Annotated in this window: 21 protein-coding genes; 10 read left to right on the top strand and 11 right to left on the bottom strand. The window is 58.8% G+C overall.

Annotated features, from left to right (window positions below):
* Nucleotides 1-604 precede the first annotated feature (604 nt).
* From EGO55_RS10300 to EGO55_RS21745, 6 genes are all read right to left on the bottom strand, one after another.
* Nucleotides 605-1063 (bottom strand): hypothetical protein, encoded by a 459-nt coding sequence (locus tag EGO55_RS10300; RefSeq protein ID WP_124916763.1) that lies wholly within the window; start codon nucleotides 1061-1063, stop codon nucleotides 605-607.
* Nucleotides 1060-1590, bottom strand: coding sequence for a DUF5681 domain-containing protein (locus EGO55_RS10295; protein ID WP_021691919.1), 531 nt, complete (start codon nucleotides 1588-1590; stop codon nucleotides 1060-1062). The genes EGO55_RS10300 and EGO55_RS10295 overlap by 4 nt, the downstream gene beginning before the upstream one ends.
* Nucleotides 1587-2924: a site-specific DNA-methyltransferase gene (locus EGO55_RS10290; protein WP_124916762.1), complete on the bottom strand. Its 1338-nt coding sequence runs from the start codon at nucleotides 2922-2924 to the stop codon at nucleotides 1587-1589. The genes EGO55_RS10295 and EGO55_RS10290 overlap by 4 nt, the downstream gene beginning before the upstream one ends.
* A 696-nt stretch (nucleotides 2925-3620) precedes the next feature.
* A complete protein-coding gene (locus EGO55_RS10285; protein ID WP_124916761.1) occupies nucleotides 3621-3887 on the bottom strand; it encodes a hypothetical protein in 267 nt (88 codons plus the stop codon).
* 231 nt (nucleotides 3888-4118) lie between these two features.
* Nucleotides 4119-5330: a DUF1214 domain-containing protein gene (locus EGO55_RS10280; RefSeq protein WP_021689498.1), complete on the bottom strand. Its 1212-nt coding sequence runs from the start codon at nucleotides 5328-5330 to the stop codon at nucleotides 4119-4121.
* Nucleotides 5331-5657: 327 nt separating this feature from the next.
* Nucleotides 5658-7628, bottom strand: a complete 1971-nt coding sequence (locus EGO55_RS21745; RefSeq protein WP_021689499.1) for an oxidoreductase — start codon at nucleotides 7626-7628, stop codon at nucleotides 5658-5660.
* A gap of 272 nt (nucleotides 7629-7900) precedes the next feature.
* Here EGO55_RS21745 and EGO55_RS10270 point away from each other — a divergent pair, with 272 nt between their 5' ends.
* The 6 genes from EGO55_RS10270 to EGO55_RS10245 all read left to right on the top strand — a co-directional run bounded on the left by EGO55_RS10270 (nucleotide 7901) and on the right by EGO55_RS10245 (nucleotide 12515).
* Entirely contained in the window at nucleotides 7901-8131 is a 231-nt protein-coding gene (locus EGO55_RS10270) for a hypothetical protein (RefSeq protein ID WP_040715325.1), read from the top strand.
* A 117-nt stretch (nucleotides 8132-8248) separates the two neighbouring features.
* Nucleotides 8249-9529, top strand: coding sequence for an SDR family oxidoreductase (locus tag EGO55_RS10265; RefSeq protein ID WP_021689501.1), 1281 nt, complete (start codon nucleotides 8249-8251; stop codon nucleotides 9527-9529).
* A complete protein-coding gene (locus EGO55_RS10260) occupies nucleotides 9529-10002 on the top strand; it encodes a DUF2269 family protein (protein WP_021689502.1) in 474 nt (157 codons plus the stop codon). Before EGO55_RS10265 ends, EGO55_RS10260 begins: the two co-directional genes overlap by 1 nt.
* A gap of 203 nt (nucleotides 10003-10205) precedes the next feature.
* Entirely contained in the window at nucleotides 10206-10508 is a 303-nt protein-coding gene (locus EGO55_RS21740; RefSeq protein ID WP_124916760.1) for a DUF7684 family protein, read from the top strand.
* A gap of 152 nt (nucleotides 10509-10660) precedes the next feature.
* Nucleotides 10661-12058 carry a YadA family autotransporter adhesin gene (locus EGO55_RS10250; protein ID WP_021689503.1) on the top strand — a complete coding sequence of 466 codons (1398 nt, stop codon included), beginning with the start codon at nucleotides 10661-10663 and terminating at the stop codon, nucleotides 12056-12058.
* A gap of 67 nt (nucleotides 12059-12125) precedes the next feature.
* Entirely contained in the window at nucleotides 12126-12515 is a 390-nt protein-coding gene (locus tag EGO55_RS10245) for a hypothetical protein (protein WP_021689504.1), read from the top strand.
* A gap of 28 nt (nucleotides 12516-12543) precedes the next feature.
* Here the strand turns inward: EGO55_RS10245 and EGO55_RS10240 are convergent, their stop codons facing one another.
* Nucleotides 12544-12732, bottom strand: a complete 189-nt coding sequence (locus EGO55_RS10240; RefSeq protein WP_021689505.1) for a hypothetical protein — start codon at nucleotides 12730-12732, stop codon at nucleotides 12544-12546.
* A gap of 321 nt (nucleotides 12733-13053) precedes the next feature.
* On the opposite strand from EGO55_RS10240, the gene EGO55_RS10235 reads away from it, so the two are divergent.
* Nucleotides 13054-13926: a hypothetical protein gene (locus tag EGO55_RS10235; protein ID WP_021689506.1), complete on the top strand. Its 873-nt coding sequence runs from the start codon at nucleotides 13054-13056 to the stop codon at nucleotides 13924-13926.
* A 93-nt stretch (nucleotides 13927-14019) separates the two neighbouring features.
* Here the strand turns inward: EGO55_RS10235 and EGO55_RS10230 are convergent, their stop codons facing one another.
* On the bottom strand, nucleotides 14020-14394 hold the full coding sequence (locus EGO55_RS10230) for a limonene-1,2-epoxide hydrolase family protein (protein WP_021689507.1): 375 nt from the start codon (nucleotides 14392-14394) through the stop codon (nucleotides 14020-14022).
* A gap of 35 nt (nucleotides 14395-14429) precedes the next feature.
* The gene (locus EGO55_RS10225; RefSeq protein ID WP_021689508.1) at nucleotides 14430-15038 is read right to left on the bottom strand and encodes a TetR/AcrR family transcriptional regulator; all 609 of its coding nucleotides are present in this window, start codon (nucleotides 15036-15038) and stop codon (nucleotides 14430-14432) included.
* A 130-nt stretch (nucleotides 15039-15168) separates the two neighbouring features.
* On the opposite strand from EGO55_RS10225, the gene EGO55_RS10220 reads away from it, so the two are divergent.
* The 3 genes from EGO55_RS10220 to budC all read left to right on the top strand — a co-directional run bounded on the left by EGO55_RS10220 (nucleotide 15169) and on the right by budC (nucleotide 17503).
* Nucleotides 15169-16398, top strand: coding sequence for a cytochrome P450 (locus EGO55_RS10220; protein ID WP_021689509.1), 1230 nt, complete (start codon nucleotides 15169-15171; stop codon nucleotides 16396-16398).
* Nucleotides 16395-16559 (top strand): rubredoxin, encoded by a 165-nt coding sequence (locus EGO55_RS10215; RefSeq protein WP_021689510.1) that lies wholly within the window; start codon nucleotides 16395-16397, stop codon nucleotides 16557-16559. Before EGO55_RS10220 ends, EGO55_RS10215 begins: the two co-directional genes overlap by 4 nt.
* A gap of 161 nt (nucleotides 16560-16720) precedes the next feature.
* A complete protein-coding gene (gene budC, locus EGO55_RS10210; RefSeq protein ID WP_021689511.1) occupies nucleotides 16721-17503 on the top strand; it encodes a meso-2,3-butanediol dehydrogenase in 783 nt (260 codons plus the stop codon).
* Nucleotides 17504-17636: 133 nt separating this feature from the next.
* On the opposite strand, the gene EGO55_RS10205 is transcribed toward budC, so the two are convergent.
* Both EGO55_RS10205 and EGO55_RS10200 read right to left on the bottom strand, forming a co-directional pair.
* Nucleotides 17637-18821, bottom strand: coding sequence for an aromatic ring-hydroxylating oxygenase subunit alpha (locus tag EGO55_RS10205; RefSeq protein WP_021689512.1), 1185 nt, complete (start codon nucleotides 18819-18821; stop codon nucleotides 17637-17639).
* A gap of 166 nt (nucleotides 18822-18987) precedes the next feature.
* Nucleotides 18988-20148 carry a cytochrome P450 gene (locus tag EGO55_RS10200; protein ID WP_235694124.1) on the bottom strand — a complete coding sequence of 387 codons (1161 nt, stop codon included), beginning with the start codon at nucleotides 20146-20148 and terminating at the stop codon, nucleotides 18988-18990.
* Between the last annotated feature and the right edge of the window lie 86 nt (nucleotides 20149-20234).

Below are 20234 nucleotides of genomic sequence, written 5' to 3'. Positions count from 1 at the left end.
ATCGCCATGACCGCCAGCACGGCAGGGGCCATGGTCCGGGCGACGTCAGTCATTAGGCGGTTACGCAATCGCCTGGCTGGGACAATACCGCACCCATGCCCCACGCAAGCAGAATCGACCGAAAGGCTACAGCTGCTATCACCAAGCATATATCATCCCCCTGAGCACGAAAACCGCATGCCCCAACAAACCGACACCCGATCTGTACCACGCGACGAGTGCGCGTAGCAGACCACAGCGACAAAACAAAACACAGCGCGCCCACAGAATGCTAAAAAAGCACCGTTCACGCTATAGAAGAGACCCATAACCCCCAAAATCGCAAAACATGACACTCTTACGATCCAGTTCTTGGATCGACATCGTTTTAATAGGATTGCAATCCTACAGATTTTTGTCGCAAATGATTTACTTCGTCAATATTTAATTTTGGAAAGTCAAGTAGTTAACTACAACCAACCCGACCTACGCCATTGATTGGCTCCATCAAGCGGTCGCATTGATTGTCAGTTCATCAGCGCCTTCCGCGCCATGGCCGGCTGTAGGCGGAGCGTAGCGGATCTGCTTCCATTCGTACGGGTCAACCGGCGAATGGAAGCCTGGTCTAACGGATCAGCCTTGCTGACCGTCTGGGCGATGGTCCACCAGGGTTTGAAGGAGGCCTCTGCACAACAGGTGCAGCAGCCGTGTGCGCCTGAGGCTGCACTACTGCTGCGGGCATCTCTGGCGGTTGGGTATGCTGACAGCGAATGTCTTCCTGCCGGGCCCATTCCTCCACACTGAGCGCTTCGGGCACGAGAAGCAGACCTTGCGTGGATCCATCGGTTGGCTCAGGAACACGCATCCTATGCAACTGCTCGAGCCGCTTTGCCGCTTCGATGTCGCCCGTCATGGCAAGATTGCGCAGGGCCAGGAGTAAAGCCTCAACTATCGACACCTGCCGCGATACGCCACCTGCATCGCGCAGCATGATCGTGTCGCCTGCAAGATCGTGAACCAGTGTGCGCGTGTTGACCGAACCGGGAGGACGACCACGACCACGCGCCTTGTGCTTGCCCCTCATACTGCACCGCCTTCCTGAAGATCGGGATAGCCGATTGCGCTATCGATCTTTGCCTGTGTCTCGCTACGGCTATGCAGATAGGCGTTACGGGCCCAGTCCCGCTGCGCAGCCGTGAACGTCTTGCGCTGACCAAACCGGCTATGAAGAAGGACCCCCATGTCAAAAGGCATGCTGCGGGTGTCCACATGGATGACGCCCGGCACGCGCTGTGCAGCTGGCGCTGTGGTCAGCACACCATGCTGTACAAACGTATCGAGTATATGAAAAAGCGCTTTGCGATCGCCGGCAAGAGCAGATTTGGCCATCTTACGCAGCGCAATTTCCCGCGGGACCATCTCCTTCTTCCGGTTACCCGCACGTACCGCAACCGGTTCATCGAGAATGCGCAGCACATCGGTCTCGTGCACGGGCTTCTTCTTGCGCCTGCCACTCACATTGCCCGAACGTCCGGGCTGAAAGCGTGTGTGCTTTGGCGGCCGGCCGTAACCAACCTCGTAGTCTGCCGGGTTGTCTGTCATGTCGCTCATGCCGTCACCTCTTCCGTGGCAAGGGAAGCGAGCCGTTCAGCTTCCACATCGGCGAAGCTCTGACTGGTGCCGGCCAGAACGGCATCGATGCCGCACACCTGCTTCATCCGACGCACGATAACATCGCAGTAGTGTGGATCGATCTCGATCGCCCGGCCGAACCGTCCGGTGCGTTCTGCAGCAATCAGTGTCGTACCCGAGCCCCCAAAGGCATCAAGCACGATACCCTTGCGATGCGAACAGTCCCTGATGGCATCGGCGACAAGGTCGACAGGCTTCACCGTTGGATGGAGCGCCAGGTCACCGCGGTCCTGACCAAAACCGTTTACCCCGGCATAGGTCCAGACATTGGTCCGGTTGCGGCCATGGCGGCCCAGTTCGACATTGTTGATGTGTGCCGTAGTGCCCGACTTGAACACGAACACCAGTTCGTGCTGCGAACGATAGAGCGAACCCATCCCGGCATTGGTCTTGGCCCAGACGCAGATGTTCTTCAGCTCATCATAGACGCCGTCACCTGCCATCAGCAGCTCATGCGCATGGCGCCAATCCATGCACATGAAGTGCAGGGCCCCTTCTGCCGAATAGGCGGCAAGGCGCGTCATGACGTCAACAAGGAAGCGGGTAAATTCCTCACGCGTCATTTCTCCGGAGGCCATGGCAAATTCGCGGTGGCGGATACGGCCAAGGCCGGAGACATGCCCCTCAATCGGGACATTATAAGGCGGATCGGTAAAGACCATCTGCGCCCGCTCGTCACCCATCAGGATATCATAGCTCGCCTTCTCAAGCGCATCGCCGCAGTACAGCTTGTGATCGCCAATCACCCACAGATCACCAGACCGGGTGACAGCTGGGCCATCGGTTACATCCGGACAACTATTATCGGCGCCATCGCTATCGATCGCAGGTGCAGCGTGTAGTTCATCCAGCAGGATATCGATCTCGGGCAGTTCGAACCCGGTAATGGTGACATCCAGATCGATGTCCAGTGCACTCAGATACGCAAACTCGAGGGCCAGCAGTTCGCGATCCCATCCCGCATTTTCAGCGAGGCGATTGTCGGCAATGACATAAGCCCTGATCTCAGCTTCGCGCATATCCGACAGACGCACTGTGGGCACTTCATCCATGCCGATCAGTTTTGCCGCTTCCAGCCTGCCGTGTCCGGCAATCACGCCGTTGCCATCATCGATCAGCACGGGATTGGTAAAGCCAAACCGATGGATAGACGCAGCGATCTGCTCGATCTGCTTTTTGGAATGTGTGCGGGGGTTGGTGGGCCTGGGCTTTAAGTCCCCAATTGGCCGGTACTCGATACTCAGTTTTGCCATTTTCATGCTCCTTTGTGTTAACCGGAGCTTTCCCATGGCAAGGGCGAAGCGCCGGGGTTAAACCTCGACCATCTTTCTTCCCTTTATTAAAACCCGCACCCCATGGCTTGGATTCGAGGTATTGGTAACGACCGCCAATGATTCGTGGCAAGTGAAAAATCACTCTGGATCGCACATTTTTAAATCGCCCGATTTGATGACTTTCCTTTTATGTTTTTCGGTCTTGCGGGACGGTGGACTGCATCTTGAAGGCGCAGATCGCCATGACAGAAAATGATCCCTGTTCACGCGCGTAAATTCCCTGTTCCGGGAATATTATTTCCCTGATCCGGGACACGAATTTCCGTGAATTACGGCTATATAACAGGTGGTTGCACGCCAATATCCGCAGCACTCACGAATTTGGCCAATATATTCCCTGTTAAACAGGGAATTCGCGATAAAAAGAGACGCGGACGCTCCCCACTGCGTCGCGCACCAATCATTTAGCAAGAACATCTGATCATTGCCTTCGGGCACACCATCTCTTCGCGTGAGTGGCGCAGTTATGCGGCCCTCAGCGGCATATGCACTTTGCCCTTGGGCGAGAGACGCTTCGGAGCGGTGCCTCCTGCCGCCCAGGTCGGCCAAAATCTCTGCAGGAAAAAACCTCGCCTCACATAGGGAGACGAGGTTCGTATATGCCGAAGCTGATGATCAGGCGGCGAGGCCGAACAGCTCCTCCTGCTGCGTCCATATGATGGGCAGCTCCATCTCAAGAAGGTGCATGCGCGTGATGGCCATCGGTTGCGTGCCTTCGAGTATCGCTTCCACAATCCGGGGACAGAGATAGCTGATCCGCAGCAGCTTGGTGAGTTGCTTGCGGCACCGCCTTTCCCGCTTGGCCAGCTGATGCAGAGCCAGTTCCGGTGAGGCCATCACAAGCTGTTGCACCTCCCGCGCCTGCGCGAGCAGATCAATCAACGGCCGATTGGGCTCCTTGCCCTTCTCCGATCCATCGATCCGTAACTTTGCTTCCCTGAAGGGCTTGCGTGCCGGGCGCGGGATGCTCAAGGATAATGTCGCTGCATTCAGTCAATGTGAACCGGATGACATGGAGGCTCCCCGATTACGTCCTTGCTGGACGAGCAATCGGACGAATAATTCGCGCTACCCGGGAAGATGAATACGGTTTTGCATGCCGCTGCAGGCGCATTAACTTCGTAACGGCACGAGCTCGCAACGAATGTCAGGCATAGCCCCCTCATAACGCGCCAATCTCAATGACATCGGCCCTTCATTGTGCCCCATGGTTTCAATCCACTGGAAGTTCTTCACGCCTGGGTCACGGGAAGCCAATGCAAAACGAGCGTAGCCGTCTTCGCTTAACGGAGTGGCGAAGCTGCTTGCAAAGACTTGGTTGCCAAAGCGCCATTCGAATGATTCCATCCAGAAGTTCATCGGCACAAAGCTCCAATACGCTTCTGGTGGCGGCTTGAAGGAAATCATCAAGGCCTTGTCATCTGGCACCCTCCAATAGCCGGATAAATAGCGATGCCCTGCCGGCGTGTAGATATCGCCGGTATCTTGAAACGCGCCCAGTGCATTGATCCGAACGGCGCGGTCGCGTTCGACGACCCATTTTGCCCATGTCTTCACATTCCACATGGCGAAGTCAGCCGCAGCCACAATCGCCTTGCTCAGCGCCTCTGCCTTCAGGGGGGGAAAGGAAGGCCCGGCACTGACCCGCTCTATCAAGAGCGGCCGGGGCCGATCCTTGCGCGGATCGCGCAGGTAACGGCGGACCAGTAGAGAGGAGGCGTCAGGCTCCAGACGGATGGCATTCTCACCTTCTCCCTTGCGGTTGATATGCACGGTAAAGCTGCCGTCCGTTCCCCGTTTTAACGTTTCATCCGTAAGGCTGGCAATCAGCCGCCGCTGCGTCGATCCCGCACGAAGTGCACCAGAATAGAGTGTGAACTCAATGAGCGCCGTTTCGCGCAAATCGCCCGTGATCACATAGTCGTGATCCGCGGAGACGCTCACTCCATCGTAGAGTTGCTCAGGACTGTCGCCGGCAAACTTTCGCACACCATCGCGTGTGTTTTGATGAAATGCCGGAAAGGCCGGATCGCCATATTGGACATATTGATCGATACCGATGGTAAGATAGCGGATAAACAGTCGATAGCCTTCCGCCATATCCAATGCTGTTGCAGGCGCACCCAGCGCGGCAAACTGGGAAGGAAAACTTCCGATGACACCTGCCAGATGGGCCATTCCCTCGCTCAGAATCGCCTCATCGCCAGAGGCTACATTACCGCCAGCCATTGTCTGCGCCAGTGCTGGGGTTCCGCCCAATGCCGCGAGCGCGACGAGCCCGGTCCCGCCGAAAAAATCACGCCGATCCAGAATGGGGTTTGTCATCGCGATTTCTCCCAGTTGCCTCAGCCGTTCGATCCACCTGTCATTGGTGCGGCATTTTCATTGCTAGTACGCGATGTACTAGCATCTCATCGCCGTTACATAGCGGATTGATTCATCCGATGATTGCGACGCAATTTGTGCGTAACGTTCGGAGAGGTAAGGGCCGCTTTCGCTCAGAAGTGTACATTTCAAGTGCCACAACAGCTTGCTGGAACCTGCCGTAAATTCATCGCATGAACCACCGCACTCGCACATCATTCTGCCGCCCAATAGTCGTGGCTAATGAGAACTGGCGGTCAACGCGACGTCGCTGCCAGCAATCTGAAGTCATCCAATCATGCTGATTGGTTTTGACGATGATATTTTCCTCGCGATCTCGGCTCCTGCGCGGATGGCAGTCTGGATGTCCCCTGCGGTGTGGGCATCGCCAATCAGGTGCAGGTCGACAATCGATTGCGATAGGTTCTGATAAAGATCGTCGTTCGCTGATTTCTGCGTAACGAAGACAGCCATATCGGCCTGAATTTCACGTCCGGAATCGGTGACAAATGTATCGTCATCCATCGTGTGGATCGTGGTGTTTTCGACAAGCTCAACGTTGCGCAGTGCCCATTTGCGGAGGATGCCGTGCGCGCGCGATGTCGTTTGAACATAGGGAAACGGCGATGAAAATGGCGTTGCGAAGGTTACGGCTATACCCCGCTCCAGAAGCGTTTCGGTCACGGCAACCGCTTCAAAATGCCCAACGTCGTCATAAACCAATGCTGTACGCCCTTTGGTTCCTTGCGGCGACATGATTGCATCGATGGAGGACATGACCGGGGAATGTCGCATCGCCTGCGTCGCCTGTGTCCCATTGCTCACCCACAGAGGCTCTAGCGCCGTTGCGCCCGTTGCGATGACCACGACATCAGGTGCCTCATTCCGGACGGTGTCCGCATCCGCATATGTCGAAAGGCGAACATCGACCCCGAGCCGGTACATCTCCCGCTCCAGCCAGTCCAGTATATCACCAATCGCATGAAATCCGCTGGCGCGCCGGGCGATGGCCGCCATGCCGCCGAGCTGCGGCGCTGCCTCCATCAGGATCACGTGATGCCCGGCTACAGCGCATCGCCTGGCTGCCTCCATCCCGGCTGGGCCACCACCAACGATCACTACGCGCCTCTTGTGCACGGGTGATGGGAAATCATCTTCCGATTGTGTGCGTTCGTGTCCGGCGGTCGGATTTACCAGACAACCAATTCGGGCATCACGGATCAAGCCACCGATGCACCCTTGATTGCACCCGATGCAGGGGCGCACGCGATCTGAATGGCCTGCCTTGCTTTTGCGGACAATATCGGGGTCTGCGATATGTGCGCGGACCATCGATACGAGATCGCCTGCTCCTTCCCGAAGAGCCTGTTCGGCGTCTTCGAGGGTGCGGTAACGGCCTGTGATCATTCTCGGGATAGTAAGGTCCGCCAGGGTTTGGCTAACCGATGGCAACTGATAGCCAACGGGGCGATCCATCGCCCCCACTGTCGCGCCGATATCGGAGTAATCGCCGTAGGAAGCGCTGACGTAATCGATGAGATTTTCGCGCTGCAATTGGTGAAGGACGAAATTCAGATCGGCTTCCGTCACGCCCCCGGGCGCGGCACTCGCACTTACACGCACGCCTACGGCGATGTCGCGGGAAACTTTGGCCCTGATCGCGACCAGTACCTCGCGCAGAAAGCGCATCCGGTTCTCGATCGGTCCGCCATACAGATCGGTCCGGTGGTTTGTCAGGGGCGAGAGAAATTGATGGAGGAGATAGCCATGGGCGGCATGGACCTCGACGCCGTCGAGCATACCCTCCCGGCACCGGGCCGCAGCGTCGGCAAACGCGTTTACCACTTCTCCAATCTGACCCGTGCTCATTGCCAGCGCAGGAGCACCCGTGACGGGGCTTGGAATGGCAGAGGCAGACCAGCCGGGGGCGCCATCTTCGCCCGGCGTGATATGGCCGCCATGATACAACTGATGGAACACCCGCATGCCATGGGGCCGAACGGCCCGCATCAGCGTCTGAAAGCCCGGAATGATCGCATCGTCCTGATTGGCGAGTGTGATTTTGCTTGATGGATGGACGCTGGCAGAGTCGACGACAGAAAGACCGCAGCCCCCCTTCGCCCGGGCCAGATGATAAGCGACAATATCTTCGTTGTATGTCCCGCGGCCAAGATGCGTACCATGGCCAGCGCGCGCGATACGATTGGGGATCGTAATTCCCCCAATTTCAATTGGTTCAAATACCCGTTTCAAAGACATCGTGGTGGCACTCCCCCGCCAACATGGAACCATGATGGCGGGGGCTGGTGCTGTCAAAGGAAGGCATTGGAGAATGCAAGTCAGCGCATAACAACGTGTCCGTCGCGAGAATATTTGGCGCGGAGCGGGACCGAAAGCAGCTGGTGATTCTCCGCTGACATAGCGGGCGTTTACCGCTCCGCAGGCGATCCTCGAAACCCACCGTTGCCTGTCCAGATTGGCGCCGAATGTCTGCTTGCCTGATTGCCAGCAGCAGCTAAGCAGTCAGCATGATGACCGCCACCGACCTCGAACAGATGCTTATCGCCCGCCTTGTCCGGGAGAGAGGCGGCACTTCGCAAATATGGCAGCGGGCGCTTGGCAGGGTGATCGTGCGCGATACGGCGACACATGCCCATTGCAATTGGGATGTCAGCCTAAGCGGCACTGATGTGCAGTGCGCCGCGATCGAGCGACTACTCGACGATGTGCGATTGGAACATTCGATTGTGGCAGCTGGCTAAGCACGCAAAGGCCAGCAACGCGCTGACATCGCGGTCGTTCACACGATGCTCTCGCAGGTCCAGCAGCTACCCTTCATTCATTACCGTCTTAGTGCTAGCGACGCGCATGGAGGGTACATGCGCGTTCTTCTTCTCGGAGCTGGTGGATTCATCGGCAGGCACATTCTGGTCGACCTGTTGGCGGCCGGTCACGATGTCATCGGAACCGTCCGCTCCATAGGTTCACTCGCCGAGGCATTTCCCGAAGCCAGCTTTGTCCGTATCGATCTCGCCCGGGCGCTCCAACCGAGCGACTGGAGCAGTCACGTCGCCAGCGTCGATGTGATCGTCAATGCGGCGGGTCTCCTACGTGGTCCCGAAATGGACGCGGTTCATGTCGCCATGCCTCAGGCGTTGCACGAAGCCGCAGAGCAAGCACGGGTAAAGCGCATCGTACTGATCTCGGCAATCAGTGCCCGCGCGGACGTGCCGACCGACTATGCGCAGTCAAAGCTCGCAGGTGAGGACGCCTTGCGTGCAACTACACTGGATTGGACGATCTTGAGACCGTCGCTGATCTATGGCGATGGCAGCTATGGCGGCACGTCGCTCATGCGCGGCATGGCCGGGCTGCCGTTGGTCACGCCCATTCCAGGTGATGGCTCATTTGCGTTCACGCCACTTCATGTTCGTGATCTGGCGCGCGCGGTACGTCTTGCGAGCGAGGGACATGTGCCCCCGCGCCAAATCATCGAACCGGCCGGGCCTGAGACGCTGACCTTACGCCAGTTGCTGACACGTTACCGAGTATGGCTCGGTTTCGGTATGACGCGCTTCCTCCCCGTGCCAATGCCAGTGATGCGGCTGCTGGGGCGGATGGGAGACTGGCTTGGCGATGGCCCCATCTCGACCAACAGCCTCGCGCAGATGATCGCGGGCAACACGGGCAACAGCGAGGCATTTGTCGAAGCGATCGGCTTTACACCACGCAGCCTAGACACTGCGCTTCGGAATCGTCCGGCACAGGTGCAAGATCGCTGGCACGCCCGCCTGTTCTTCCTCGCGCCGGCGCTACAAGCCATCCTGTTAGTGATGTGGCTGGCATCGGCCTGGCTGGGGCTGTTCCATGGTGCCACGCAAACCGGGCAGCTGCTGGAGGCAGTTGGCTTGCCCGCAAGCTGGAGCAAGCCCTTGCAGCTTGGCAGCAGTCTGCTCGACGTTGGGGTCGCCGCGCAACTACTGTTCGATCGTTCCGCTGCGCGCGCGGCGGCGACCCAACTGCTGGTCGTCGTTGGCTATACGCTGGTGATCGGATTGGCACTTCCAGAGCTGTGGCTTGATCCCCTCGGCCCCCTACTCAAGAACCTGCCGATCTTGGCTGTCATTGCGATTTACGGGGTGATCGGGGACAAGCGCTAATGGAAGCCTATCTCTTGGTGAAATGGCTCCATATCGTCAGCAGCACTGTACTGTTTGGTTTCGGGGCTGGCACGGCTTGGTACCTTTGGAACGCTCACCTCACCGGCGACGCTGCACTGATCGCCAAGGTGGGGCGAATGGTCGTCAAGGCGGATTGGATTTTCACGGGTACCAGCGGCGTTGTGCAGCCCGCAAGCGGCCTCGTGCTAATCAAGCTTGCCGGTTATTCTCTGATTGAACCGTGGCTGTTAGCGACATACGTGCTTTACGTGATTGCCTTTGCCTGCTGGGTTCCGGTGGTCTGGCTCCAGATCAAGGCGCAGCGGCTGGCGCAGCAAGCGGCTGAATCCGGCACGGTGTTAGGTGCGGACTACCGTCGCGCCATGCGCCAGTGGTTTGTCCTTGGCTGGCCAGCGTTCATAGGACTAACCACTGTGTTCTGGCTGATGGTCGCTAAACCAGCTCTCTGGTGACTTCCGCCAACGTGCCGGACGTTCCAGCTCCCCAACGCGCGCCCTGAAACGGACCGTATATTCATCGCACCATGCGATGCAGCAGAGGGCAGCTTTCAGGGTGATCCAAATGCGACCCGAACGACAGGAATGTTGGGGAAAGCTGCCATTAGGAAACGCAGTGTAAGGAAGCACTAAGGCGCGCAAAGGATGGGATTCTCTGAATGACGGTCAGCTATTTACATCTTCGACCAGAGACACTCTTGCCCGATTTGGCGGTGCGGCCATTTCGAGCTGTCATTGTTCCAGATGAATCTGTCAGCGAACTTTGGCGCAAACAGGTCACTGTGTGGCTGGTGGATAAGGGTTGCCTTTATGCTTGCGCGTGGGGAGTGGATTGTGAGGCTTGGCACGATAGCGTTGACAGAGCCCACCTTGAGACTTTCGACTATGGCGCAGAACACTGCGCGCAACCACACAGCATCCAATATTATTGTATTAAACAACGCGTTATGGAACAAATATGAAGTATGGATTCCCGCTGTAGCGACATGATTTAATTTTAATACACGCATTGAAACAACTAATTATTTGCACCTCAATACTTATAACAAGATTATTGCGAATAAAAAGGATGCACAATATGACTTACCCCGTCATAACCAGGGGGATTTAGGTCATGATCAAAATAACACTTCGTTTTACTTCGATTTTCTGCGGCGCAGTACTGCTTTCACCTGCTGTCGCATATGCGCAATGCGCGCCTGCCGATTCCGGATGCACGCTGGGTAACGGCAACGCCAACAGCCAACCGGGTGCCGTCTCCATTTCCGGTGGCGGCGCAGGTGGCGGCGAATGGGGGGCAAACGTCCAGAGCGCGCAGGCCATCGGCATCGGTTACGGGGCCGTAGTCGGGACCGGTTCCGAACGCTCCGTTGCGATCGGTGCCGATGCCCAAGCGAAGTCCACCGGGTCGGTTTCACTGGGCGATTGGGCCGGGGTCGGCCAGAATTCTGCGGGATCGGTGGCTATCGGCAAGCAAGCCCTTGTCGGCCCCGATTCCGGGGTGTCGACCACCGTCGGCTACTGGGCACAGTCCCACGCAGAATGGGGCACAGCCATAGGCGCCGGATCGCAAATTCAGACCGGCGCCACGGGCGGCAGCGCCTTTGGTAGTGGCGCATCGGTCGGGGCTGGCAGCGGCGGCGCCACGGCACTAGGCGGAAATGCGCGGGTTGATGCCAATTCCGGCGGTTCGACAGCAGTGGGCAACTGGGCCAGCGTTGCTGCCAATACTTCGGCCGCCAATGCCTTTGGCTATGGCGCGGCTGTAGGGGAAGGCGCGCATGGCGCATCAGTCGTCGGCACGGGTGCCTCCGCATCGGCCGGCGCGGTAAATTCTGTCGCCATGGGATATCAGGCCCGCGCGCAGGCAGCAGGCGCCGTTGCCTTAGGCGCCTGGACCACGGCCGGAGCGAACGACGCTGTTGCCCTGGGCAATGGGGCAGAAGCAACTGCGGCAGGTTCGGCCGCACTGGGTGCCGGGGCTTCGGCCACCAGCACCAACGGCCTCGCTCTCGGAACCGGCGCCAGTGTCACGGGGAACAACGCTGTTGCGATCGGCGCCGGTTCCATCGCCGCGCAAGATAATGTTGTTTCGGTTGGCGCCCCGGGTGCCGAACGGCGCATTACCAATCTGGCAGCCGGTATTGATCCGACCGATGCGGTCAACGTCAGCCAATTGAACGAAGCGCGTGCCGCGATTGCCCAGACCCAGGACGAACTGGCCGATGTCCAGCTGGATCTCGCGCAGACCCAGCACAATTTGCGCGCGGTGCGCAACGAAAGCCGGGCCGGTGTGGCCGCCGCCATCGCCATGGGGCCGGTGTTCATGCCCAGCGCGCCGGGGCGGACCACCATCGCGGCGACAGGCAGCCAGTGGCTCGATCATACCGGCGTTGGTGTGAATATCGCGCATCGCCTGAATTCCGACACGCCGATCGTGCTGCACGGCGGGCTCAGCAACGGCGGTGGCGATCGCTATGCCGGCCGTGTCGGCGTTGCCGCCGAATTCTGATCGCAGTCGTAACACATGCCACCATGCCCAGGAGGTCAGACGCCTCCTGGGCACAAAGGGGAAATTCATGAACTGGAGCCGCGCCCGTTTCGTTTGTGCCGCAATCGCCCTGTTTGCCTCCGCCATGACCGCGGCGCAGGCACAGAACAACACCCCGCGGCGTTCTCCGCAAAACCAGCAACCGGCACCTCAGGAAGGGCCGAGATGGCAAAACCTGCCGCAAATGCAGCTTGAGGCTGTCTACGCCGCGCCGTTGGCCGACACGGTCATACAGCGCATGCGCGATCCGATCGACGGCACGATCTGCTTTCTCTATTCACCGATCGAAGCGCCACATAATCCGCCTTCTCCCCGCACGGGATACCTCAACTATGGCGGGGTGAACATCGGTTCGATCAGTTGCGTTGCGGGCAGCGTCATCACGATCCCGACAGCACCGCCGCCAGGCCGCAGGTAATCTGCCGCATTGATGGACCGGATCAGGGCTAGCCAGAGGGTAACTGGCTAGTCTGGTCCAGCCGTTTGAGCACCTCATCCATCGGCTCGGTAACCGTAACGCTGCGCCCTTCACCGAAACGGATGCGCGTCCCTTCTGTGACGCTGGAAATGAATGTCACCTGCGTGGCGTTGACGACAACCGGCACGCGATCGGCAGAAACGAATTTCACGAACATCTATGGCACCTCTCGTTCTGGTTTTGCATGAACCTAGCGCAATCGCAGGAACGAGCCACAGGCAATTTTAACAGGACACGCCGTTCCGTATTGATTGCCCCGATAATAGGTATACTCTGCATCGTGCGGCGGCGAGTCCCGGCCGACAACAAGAACATTGGAGAGGTGCGATCAGACATTCGATCCGCTGCGATGCAACCGATCATCGGCCAAGGCTGATCGACGCGTTCAGCCCGGTATAGCAGATCGAACAAGACAGGCAGATTTCATCGTTTTGTACCTGCCTGGCGTCTGGCCGGTAATACGTTTTCTGGAGGATCTATGCAGGAAGATATTCCCTATTTCATGCGCGGGCTGGAACAGATTTCCACGCATTCATCCCGTCTCGTGAGTTCATCCAAGTTTCTCAATCACCCGGTGATCCGGGAATATGTCATGCAGGAAACGCTGCGCAAGAACGGGCGCGATTTCCCGATGACCTATGCGTTGCCGAACCTGTTTCAGGCCCTGTATGAAATCCGCGATGAGAAGCGCATCAACGAGATGCTGGCCGATCAGTGCAAGACGAAGACGGAACTGGGCGATTTCTTCGAAGAAGGGTTCGTTTCGACTTATACCCGCGAAGACCTTGGACAATACGGCCCCGACACTGCTGGCGGCGAATATTATCATTACCTCACGGCCAACAATTTCGAAATCGTCCTCGATCCCCGGATCGAGATGAATCCATCCTGGCGTCCGCAGAGCATGCTGGATTACTGGGATCTGCGTTCCGGCCAGACGCACGATTTCGATCACCTTCTCGGCGGCGCCGGGTTCGATTTCCTAGGCGAAACGACGCCTCTGTTCATGCGCATCGAAGGCTACTTCGCCTATTTCGACGATCCTGAACTGGCTGGCGAACTGAGCACGCTGCTGGCGATCATGGCGCTACCCACGCTGACGCGCACAATCATCCACTATCCCTCGACCTGGCCCGCAATGTCGCGCCACATCACCAACGGGATGCGGGTTGGCCGCGAATCCGATCCGTGGTTCCTTGCCAAGATGGAGCCGATCCTGGGCATGTCGAAACCCGATGCCCGCGCCCATATCGGGATGAAGGGCGTGGAAGATGTGAACACCGCTGCCGAATCCGATGTGTGGAGCGAAGGCGCACAATCCGCGCAGTTGATCAAAGAAGCCGCAGAATAAGCGGACAAACCGTCAGACCTATGGTCAGACCTGTACGGGGATGCGGCGCGGCTGCATCCCCGCTTTCCTTTCCAGCGATATGACAGGCCGATATCAGCCTTCCAGCAGGGGCTTGGCCGCGGCCAGATCGAAATAGTCGCGCCAGGCGCTGATCTTGCCATCCTTCACCTCGAACACACCCATGACCGGCATCTCCGCCCAGCCTTTCGGCATCAGGAAACGGTCTGTGCGTTCGTTCATCACGCAATCAACCCCGTTGGAAACCGATTTGTGGACCACCCAGTCCACTTCCTGCGCAGCGCCCAGAAACGGTTCCAGCACAGCGCGCACCCCGGCATGGCCGGTCACAGGTTCCAACGGGACATTGTGGTAGAACACGTCTTCATCGAAGCAGGCCAGCGCGCTTTCAATATCCCTTGCGTTGCAGGCCGCGATCATCGCATCAACGACGTCTTCCGGTTTGCGCATTCTCTGTATCCTCTCCTGTTGTCGATATGGGTATATCAGCCGATCAGAAACGTGCGCATGACACGTTCAATCAGCCGCTGCTGTTTTTCCAGCGCCGCCGGCGATTGTGTATCTATACCGGCCAATTCGCCAAGTAAGGGGCCTGCCAGAAAATAGCCGCAGCACAAGTTGAACATGGCCACGCCCTGCAGGATCACCGTTTCGTCGTCGCCGGGCATGACCTGCCGATTGACGTCGCGGCCCATCAGGAACAGGCGCTGGATCCATTGGGCAGCGCTGCCCGCGGGCGATCCTTCGTGCAGCGCCTGAATGGCCTGATAGAACAGCGCCGCCATGTGGGGATGCTCTGCATTGAGATGGAGCATTTCGACAGGCAGGCGCAGCACATCGGCTGCAGTAGGCGCACCCCCTTCCAGCAGACGGGCGATACGGTCTTCCATCGGCCGCAGGCTACGCTCCAGCACTGCTGCGTATAGCGCTTCCTTGTTGGGAAAGTGATTGTAGAGGCCCGGTTCGCGTAACCCCGCTTCCGCCGCGATATCGCGCAGGCTGGTACCCTGATACCCCTGCCGCGCAAACAGCATCTCCGCCGCATCCATAATGCGCAGCGCGGTGCGGGCACCCTTGCTGATTGGCCTGACCAAAAAATATCATCCGATAATTTAATTTCGAAAGAATCGCATGATACTTCCCTTATTTCAAGATATTCATACCCATATCGTAGCGATTCCCCTGCAATATGATATCAAACGATAATAATTTGGAGAGGTCCCGATGAACGCGACCACAACGATCGACGCCACGCCCGTTTATCCGGAAATCGACTTCGCGCTGGATGACGTGCTCGACTTCCATGAACGGATGGATGCGCTGCGCACGGCCGGGGAACGCGTGGTGCCGGTTCGCTATTACGGCCAGATCGCGTGGCTTATCCTGCGCCACGACGATACGCGCGCAGCCTATCGCGACAACGCAACATTCCCATGCAGCGAAGCCTATCAACGCCATTCGGCGCAGGCCATGGGCGACAAGATGCTGCTGGCGCTCGACGGGGAAGAACACCGGGTAAAGCGCCTGCTGATTTCTCGGGCGCTGCTGCCCCAGAAAATACCGGCCATCGTCGATCGCCATATCCAGCCGCTCGCCAACGAACTTGTCGACGCCTTTGCCGGCGCACGCGCGGTGGACGTGGTCGAACGGTTCACCCGCCCGCTGCCGATGTATCTGATTACCCGCTTGCTCGGCCTGCCGGATGGAGAAGGCGCCCAGTTGATCAAATGGGTAGAGGCGCTGTTTTCCTTCGATACTGCCCCTGAACAGGCGCTCGCGGCACGGGCGGAGGTGACCGAATTCCTCCAGCCCGTGATCAATGCCCGCCGCACTGAACCGCGTGACGACCTGATTTCCCTTCTCGCCACGGCCGAAGTGGAAGGCGAAAAGCTGGACGACGAAGATATCCTGAGCTTCGCCCGCCTGCTCTTCCCCGCCGGGTCCGACACGACCTATCTGACGATGGGCAGCATGATAAATGCGGTGCTCGCCGACCCTAGCCTCCACCGGCAATTGCTTACCCAACCCGAACTGCGCCCAGCCGCCGTGGAAGAAAGCCTGCGCCTGTTCGGCACGGTGGCCTTGCAGAACCGCTTCACCGTCAGCGGTTGCGAAATGCACGGGGTGCGTATCCCCCCGCAGTCCTGGGTTCTGTTCGGCAATGCCCCCGGCAATCACGATCCCGAGGTTTTTGCCGATCCCCATCGTTTCGACCTGACCCGCAACCACAAGCCGATGCTGACCTTCGGCGGCGGCCCGCATGTCTGCATCGGGGCACATCTGGCGCGCGCGACACTGCTGACTGGCCTGTCGACCTTGCTCGATCGCTTGCCGGGCCTGCGCCTTGCCGGTCAGCCTGTGACCCCCGCCGGGGCGATTCTGCGCGGTGTTCGCCATCTTCCCGTGGCGTTCGACACGGTGTTGCCCGCCCAACCGGAAGGGGGCGCATCATGATGGTCTGGCAATGCCCGGGCTGCGGCTACGTCTATGACGAAGCACTGGGCGATCCGGACGGCGGCATTAAGCCGGGCACCCGCTGGAACGATATCCCCGATGACTGGGTCTGCCCCGAATGCGCCATGACCAAAGCCGATTTCGAACAGGTCGAATTCTGAAAACGCTCCGCTTTCACACAGATTCCTGCACGGCCGGCCAGGGCTGAGGCCCATCGTCCTTGCCCTGCGCGGCCATGCTCCCTAGGCCGGACAGGCACGCTATCGAGAAGCGGTGTCCGAAACGGGCAGGAGACCCGTTCGGCAAGAGGAGACGGAATGACATGGCCGACATGACTGACAAGGTGGTTATCGTTACGGGCGGGGGTTCGGGTATCGGTGCGGCGCTGGCGGACGGCTTCCTCGCGGCTGGTGCCCGCGTCGTGATCGCCGGGCGCGACACGGCCAAACTGGAGGCGCAAGCCGCCCGTATGGCGTCGCCCGATCGTGTGCGCCATACGCAAACCGATGTCGGCCAGATCGACGATATGGAAGCACTGATCGCCTTCACGGTGAAGGAATTCGGCGGACTGGATGTGCTGGTCAACAACGCGGGATCGGGCATGCTCAGCCCCGTCGCGAAATTGGACCCTGATATCTGGCACCACGTGATCGCCACCGATCTGAACTCGTGCTTCTACGGCGCGAAGTTTGCCATCCCGCATCTGCTGGAAAGCAAGGGATCGATCCTCAACATCTCCTCCATCTGCGGGGTGGCGGGTGATCCGGGCTTCAGCGCCTACAACGCGGCCAAGGCCGGGGTGATCAATTTCACCCGGTCCCTCGCGATCGAACTGGGTGCACAGGGGGTTCGCGCCAACTGCATCAGCCCGGGCCTGATCCGCACGCCCTCCACCGAACAGATGCCACCGTCGACCTTCGAACAATGGGAAACGCTGATCCCGATGGGCCGGGCGGGCTCCGTCGACGAAATCAGCGGGTTGGCGGTGTTTCTTTCCGGCCCGGAGGCGAGCTATATTACCGGGCAGAATTTTGTCATCGATGGCGGCATAACCAGCCACACCGGCCAGCCGCATTTCCTGCGCCTCTACGGGATGCCATCCTGACGGTGCCGGACGCCAGATAGCAAACGGCCGGGGAAGATGGAGCTGAGGGCCTCTTCCCCGGCCGATGCATTTCGGCCCTGCATAGTGATCGCCACGGAGCCCCGATTATGCCCCGCCGCGGTCTGTGCGGATGCTATTCCGCCGCGTCCCTCAACCTTTCGGCAGCGAGCGCGGCTTCGGCATCATGGCCGATCAGCCGGTCATAATTGCGGTGCATGCGTGACACATTCTGTTCGCGGCGACCGAAGATGATCGAAGGCACAGCGCCTGCTTCCATCATGACCTGGGAATTGGACTGGGCTTTCATATCCTCGTCCATCGCCACGCGGATCAGCATGTCCGCGACATAATCGTCGCGCATACGGTCTTCTTCGCTGGGATTATGGCCCCAGCCATATACCCGGAAGATATAGTCGCATTCGCCCGGTTCGGCGCCCGGATCGCTGCGCTGGAAGAAACCGATCATTTCGCCCACACCCACAACGGTGTTCGGGAAAATCGCGTTGGTGGTCGAAAAATTGCAGTATTCCGGCCATTCTTCTTCCGGCAGGTCGCGCAGTTTGGCGATATCCGGTTGCGTGGTGATCAGGGTGTGATGCAACCCGCAATCGAGGTGAATGAACTGCGGCAGCGTCATCGGCCCTACGGTTTCCGGGTGAAGGAACGGCACATGATAGCCTTCCACACCGCCATCTACCGCGTGCTTCCAGTTGATCCGGGCCTTGGTCCGGAATTCCTTGATGAACCGCAGGTTTTCGTAATGGTAACCCGCGATTACGCCCTTCATCGAACCCATGAACGCATCGAAATCGAGTTCACCATCGGGCTGCGGGTGGATCAGGATAAGACCCACTTCCTCATGCACCGGCAAGGCGATCAGCCCACGATCGGACAGCAGCCCGTCGAAGGCATCGCGGCTGGGCACCCCAATCAGATCGCCATGCGAATTGAACGTCCACGCGTGATAGGGACACGTGAACGTATGGCCATGCCCGCAGCCTTCGGCCAGTTGCACCCCGCGATGGCGGCAGGCGTTGAGAAACGCGCGTACCTGGCCATCCTTGCCGCGTGTCAACAGGATCGGTTTGCCCGCCAGTTCGGTCGCGTAATAATCACCGTTCTTCGGCAGATCGGCGGTGTAGGCGATCACTTGCGGGCGCTGATGGAAAAATTCTTCCTTTTCCTTCAGGAACCGTTCCTTGTCGGTGAAGCGGCCAATATCCGCTTCCCACGCCGGTTCTTCGCCGTATTCGGTCTCATTTCGGTCAATCATCGCCAGCAGGCGCTTTGCCACCGCGATCCGTTCGGCGCGTTCCATACGATCTCTCCGCTTGTTGCGTCGCTCTTTGCCGGGCGCCCTTATCTGACCATGATTATTCCGGTACGCCCACTCCCGGTCAATATTTTATTATACCATATAATAATTCAGTGTGCGGCCCTGAAAATCGGGAGAAAACTCCCGTTTTCGGAGAGCCATCAAGCAATCATGCCGCATCGCTGTCACAAATAAGGGCGGCCCCCCGCAATTCGTACCCCGTGATCAAGGGATTCCACCCCACCGTGGGTGCCCGCACGAGTCGCAAACCCGGTACCGCGAATAAAGCTTCGAGGAAGATCGCGGTTTCGTGCATCGCCACTTGCGCGCCGGGACAGCGGTGTTCGCCATCGCCAAATGCCATGACCGCACCGCCGTATTTGGCCGAGATGGTTCTGTCCGCATCGACCGCGAAGGGACAGGCGCCAGTGACGGTTTCATCCGTATTAGCCGCGCGGACATCGATGCCGTGAATCCAGTCGGAACCGGGCAAGCGCCGATACAGTGTGCCAACCACAGGCTCCACCCGCAGGATTTCTTCCAGAAGGGCGATCTTGCCGTTATCGTCCACCGTCATGAAATGCGCCTTGAGGGCTTCATTTTCCATCATGTGCCATCCGGCCATGGTGATGAATTCGCGCGTGGTGATCATCCCGGCCGCGCCATAGGTGATGCATTCGGTGAGCACTTCCTGATCGTTGTACCCTTCCGAAATCAGGTGCGAGATCACATCGTCACGGGGATTGGCCCGGCGTGCGCGGATTGCGGGCTGCACATCGTTTTTCAGGAAATGGCGCACCTGCCACTGCCGCCGGAACAGTTGCAGCACTTTCATAATCGCCCATTTGGACGTGCCCTGCCCCCCGGTGATCGCTTCGAGGCGCTGCGCCATGGCCAGCCCATCACTTTCGGTCAAGCCAACGATCTCGGCCGCCACGGTGACCGCCAGATCGAGCGACAGCGCATCGAGATCGGCGGCACCATCGCGGCGAAACTGTGCAATCAACCGGGCTGTTTCGGTGGTGATGAGATCGCGATAACGCCCGGTCACGACACGCGGTGCGAAGAACCGTGCGGTGGCCTTGCGCTGGCGGCGATGTTCTTCCCCCGAAAGGAACAGGATCGGTTGCTTCATCCGGCTGAAGCGCCGCGCCAGATCGGCGAGAAATCCCGCCTGGCTCGCCTCGGGATTGCGCAGGATGGCGCGTGCCGCGGTAAAATCGGTCACCGCTTCGCGCACGCTGGCGACGCCGCCGCGCCCGGCAACATGCGCCGATTTGCGCATGTCTTCCCCGCTATGGGAAACCGGGCATTGTGATTTCGCTTGCATCTGCGTAGCCATGATCCGAACAACTTGCCGACTTATGATATAGTGTGGATCATAAATTGACATTTCGGGCGCGAAAATCAAGGGAT

Origin of the sequence: Caenibius tardaugens NBRC 16725 (assembly GCF_003860345.1) — a bacterium.
GTDB classification, from domain to species: Bacteria; Pseudomonadota; Alphaproteobacteria; order Sphingomonadales; family Sphingomonadaceae; genus Caenibius; species Caenibius tardaugens.
The sequence above is the reverse complement of the archived record's forward strand: the minus strand, read 5'-3'. Positions and strand labels throughout refer to the sequence as shown.

What these genes read in the sequence shown, in the direction of transcription:
- budC (WP_021689511.1), top strand. Translation starts at nt 16,721, where the DNA reads ATGGCCGACATGACTGACAAGGTGGTTATCGTTACGGGCGGGGGTTCG.
- EGO55_RS10220 (WP_021689509.1), top strand. Translation starts at nt 15,169, where the DNA reads ATGAACGCGACCACAACGATCGACGCCACGCCCGTTTATCCGGAAATC.
- EGO55_RS10235 (WP_021689506.1), top strand. Translation starts at nt 13,054, where the DNA reads ATGCAGGAAGATATTCCCTATTTCATGCGCGGGCTGGAACAGATTTCC.
- EGO55_RS21745 (WP_021689499.1), bottom strand. Translation starts at nt 7,628, where the DNA reads ATGTCTTTGAAACGGGTATTTGAACCAATTGAAATTGGGGGAATTACG.
- EGO55_RS10250 (WP_021689503.1), top strand. Translation starts at nt 10,661, where the DNA reads ATGATCAAAATAACACTTCGTTTTACTTCGATTTTCTGCGGCGCAGTA.
- EGO55_RS10230 (WP_021689507.1), bottom strand. Translation starts at nt 14,394, where the DNA reads ATGCGCAAACCGGAAGACGTCGTTGATGCGATGATCGCGGCCTGCAAC.
- EGO55_RS10280 (WP_021689498.1), bottom strand. Translation starts at nt 5,330, where the DNA reads ATGACAAACCCCATTCTGGATCGGCGTGATTTTTTCGGCGGGACCGGG.
- EGO55_RS10300 (WP_124916763.1), bottom strand. Translation starts at nt 1,063, where the DNA reads ATGAGGGGCAAGCACAAGGCGCGTGGTCGTGGTCGTCCTCCCGGTTCG.
- EGO55_RS10260 (WP_021689502.1), top strand. Translation starts at nt 9,529, where the DNA reads ATGGAAGCCTATCTCTTGGTGAAATGGCTCCATATCGTCAGCAGCACT.
- EGO55_RS21740 (WP_124916760.1), top strand. Translation starts at nt 10,206, where the DNA reads ATGACGGTCAGCTATTTACATCTTCGACCAGAGACACTCTTGCCCGAT.
- EGO55_RS10295 (WP_021691919.1), bottom strand. Translation starts at nt 1,590, where the DNA reads ATGAGCGACATGACAGACAACCCGGCAGACTACGAGGTTGGTTACGGC.
- EGO55_RS10270 (WP_040715325.1), top strand. Translation starts at nt 7,901, where the DNA reads ATGACCGCCACCGACCTCGAACAGATGCTTATCGCCCGCCTTGTCCGG.
- EGO55_RS10245 (WP_021689504.1), top strand. Translation starts at nt 12,126, where the DNA reads ATGAACTGGAGCCGCGCCCGTTTCGTTTGTGCCGCAATCGCCCTGTTT.
- EGO55_RS10205 (WP_021689512.1), bottom strand. Translation starts at nt 18,821, where the DNA reads ATGGAACGCGCCGAACGGATCGCGGTGGCAAAGCGCCTGCTGGCGATG.
- EGO55_RS10215 (WP_021689510.1), top strand. Translation starts at nt 16,395, where the DNA reads ATGATGGTCTGGCAATGCCCGGGCTGCGGCTACGTCTATGACGAAGCA.
- EGO55_RS10240 (WP_021689505.1), bottom strand. Translation starts at nt 12,732, where the DNA reads ATGTTCGTGAAATTCGTTTCTGCCGATCGCGTGCCGGTTGTCGTCAAC.
- EGO55_RS10265 (WP_021689501.1), top strand. Translation starts at nt 8,249, where the DNA reads ATGCGCGTTCTTCTTCTCGGAGCTGGTGGATTCATCGGCAGGCACATT.
- EGO55_RS10200 (WP_235694124.1), bottom strand. Translation starts at nt 20,148, where the DNA reads ATGCAAGCGAAATCACAATGCCCGGTTTCCCATAGCGGGGAAGACATG.
- EGO55_RS10290 (WP_124916762.1), bottom strand. Translation starts at nt 2,924, where the DNA reads ATGGCAAAACTGAGTATCGAGTACCGGCCAATTGGGGACTTAAAGCCC.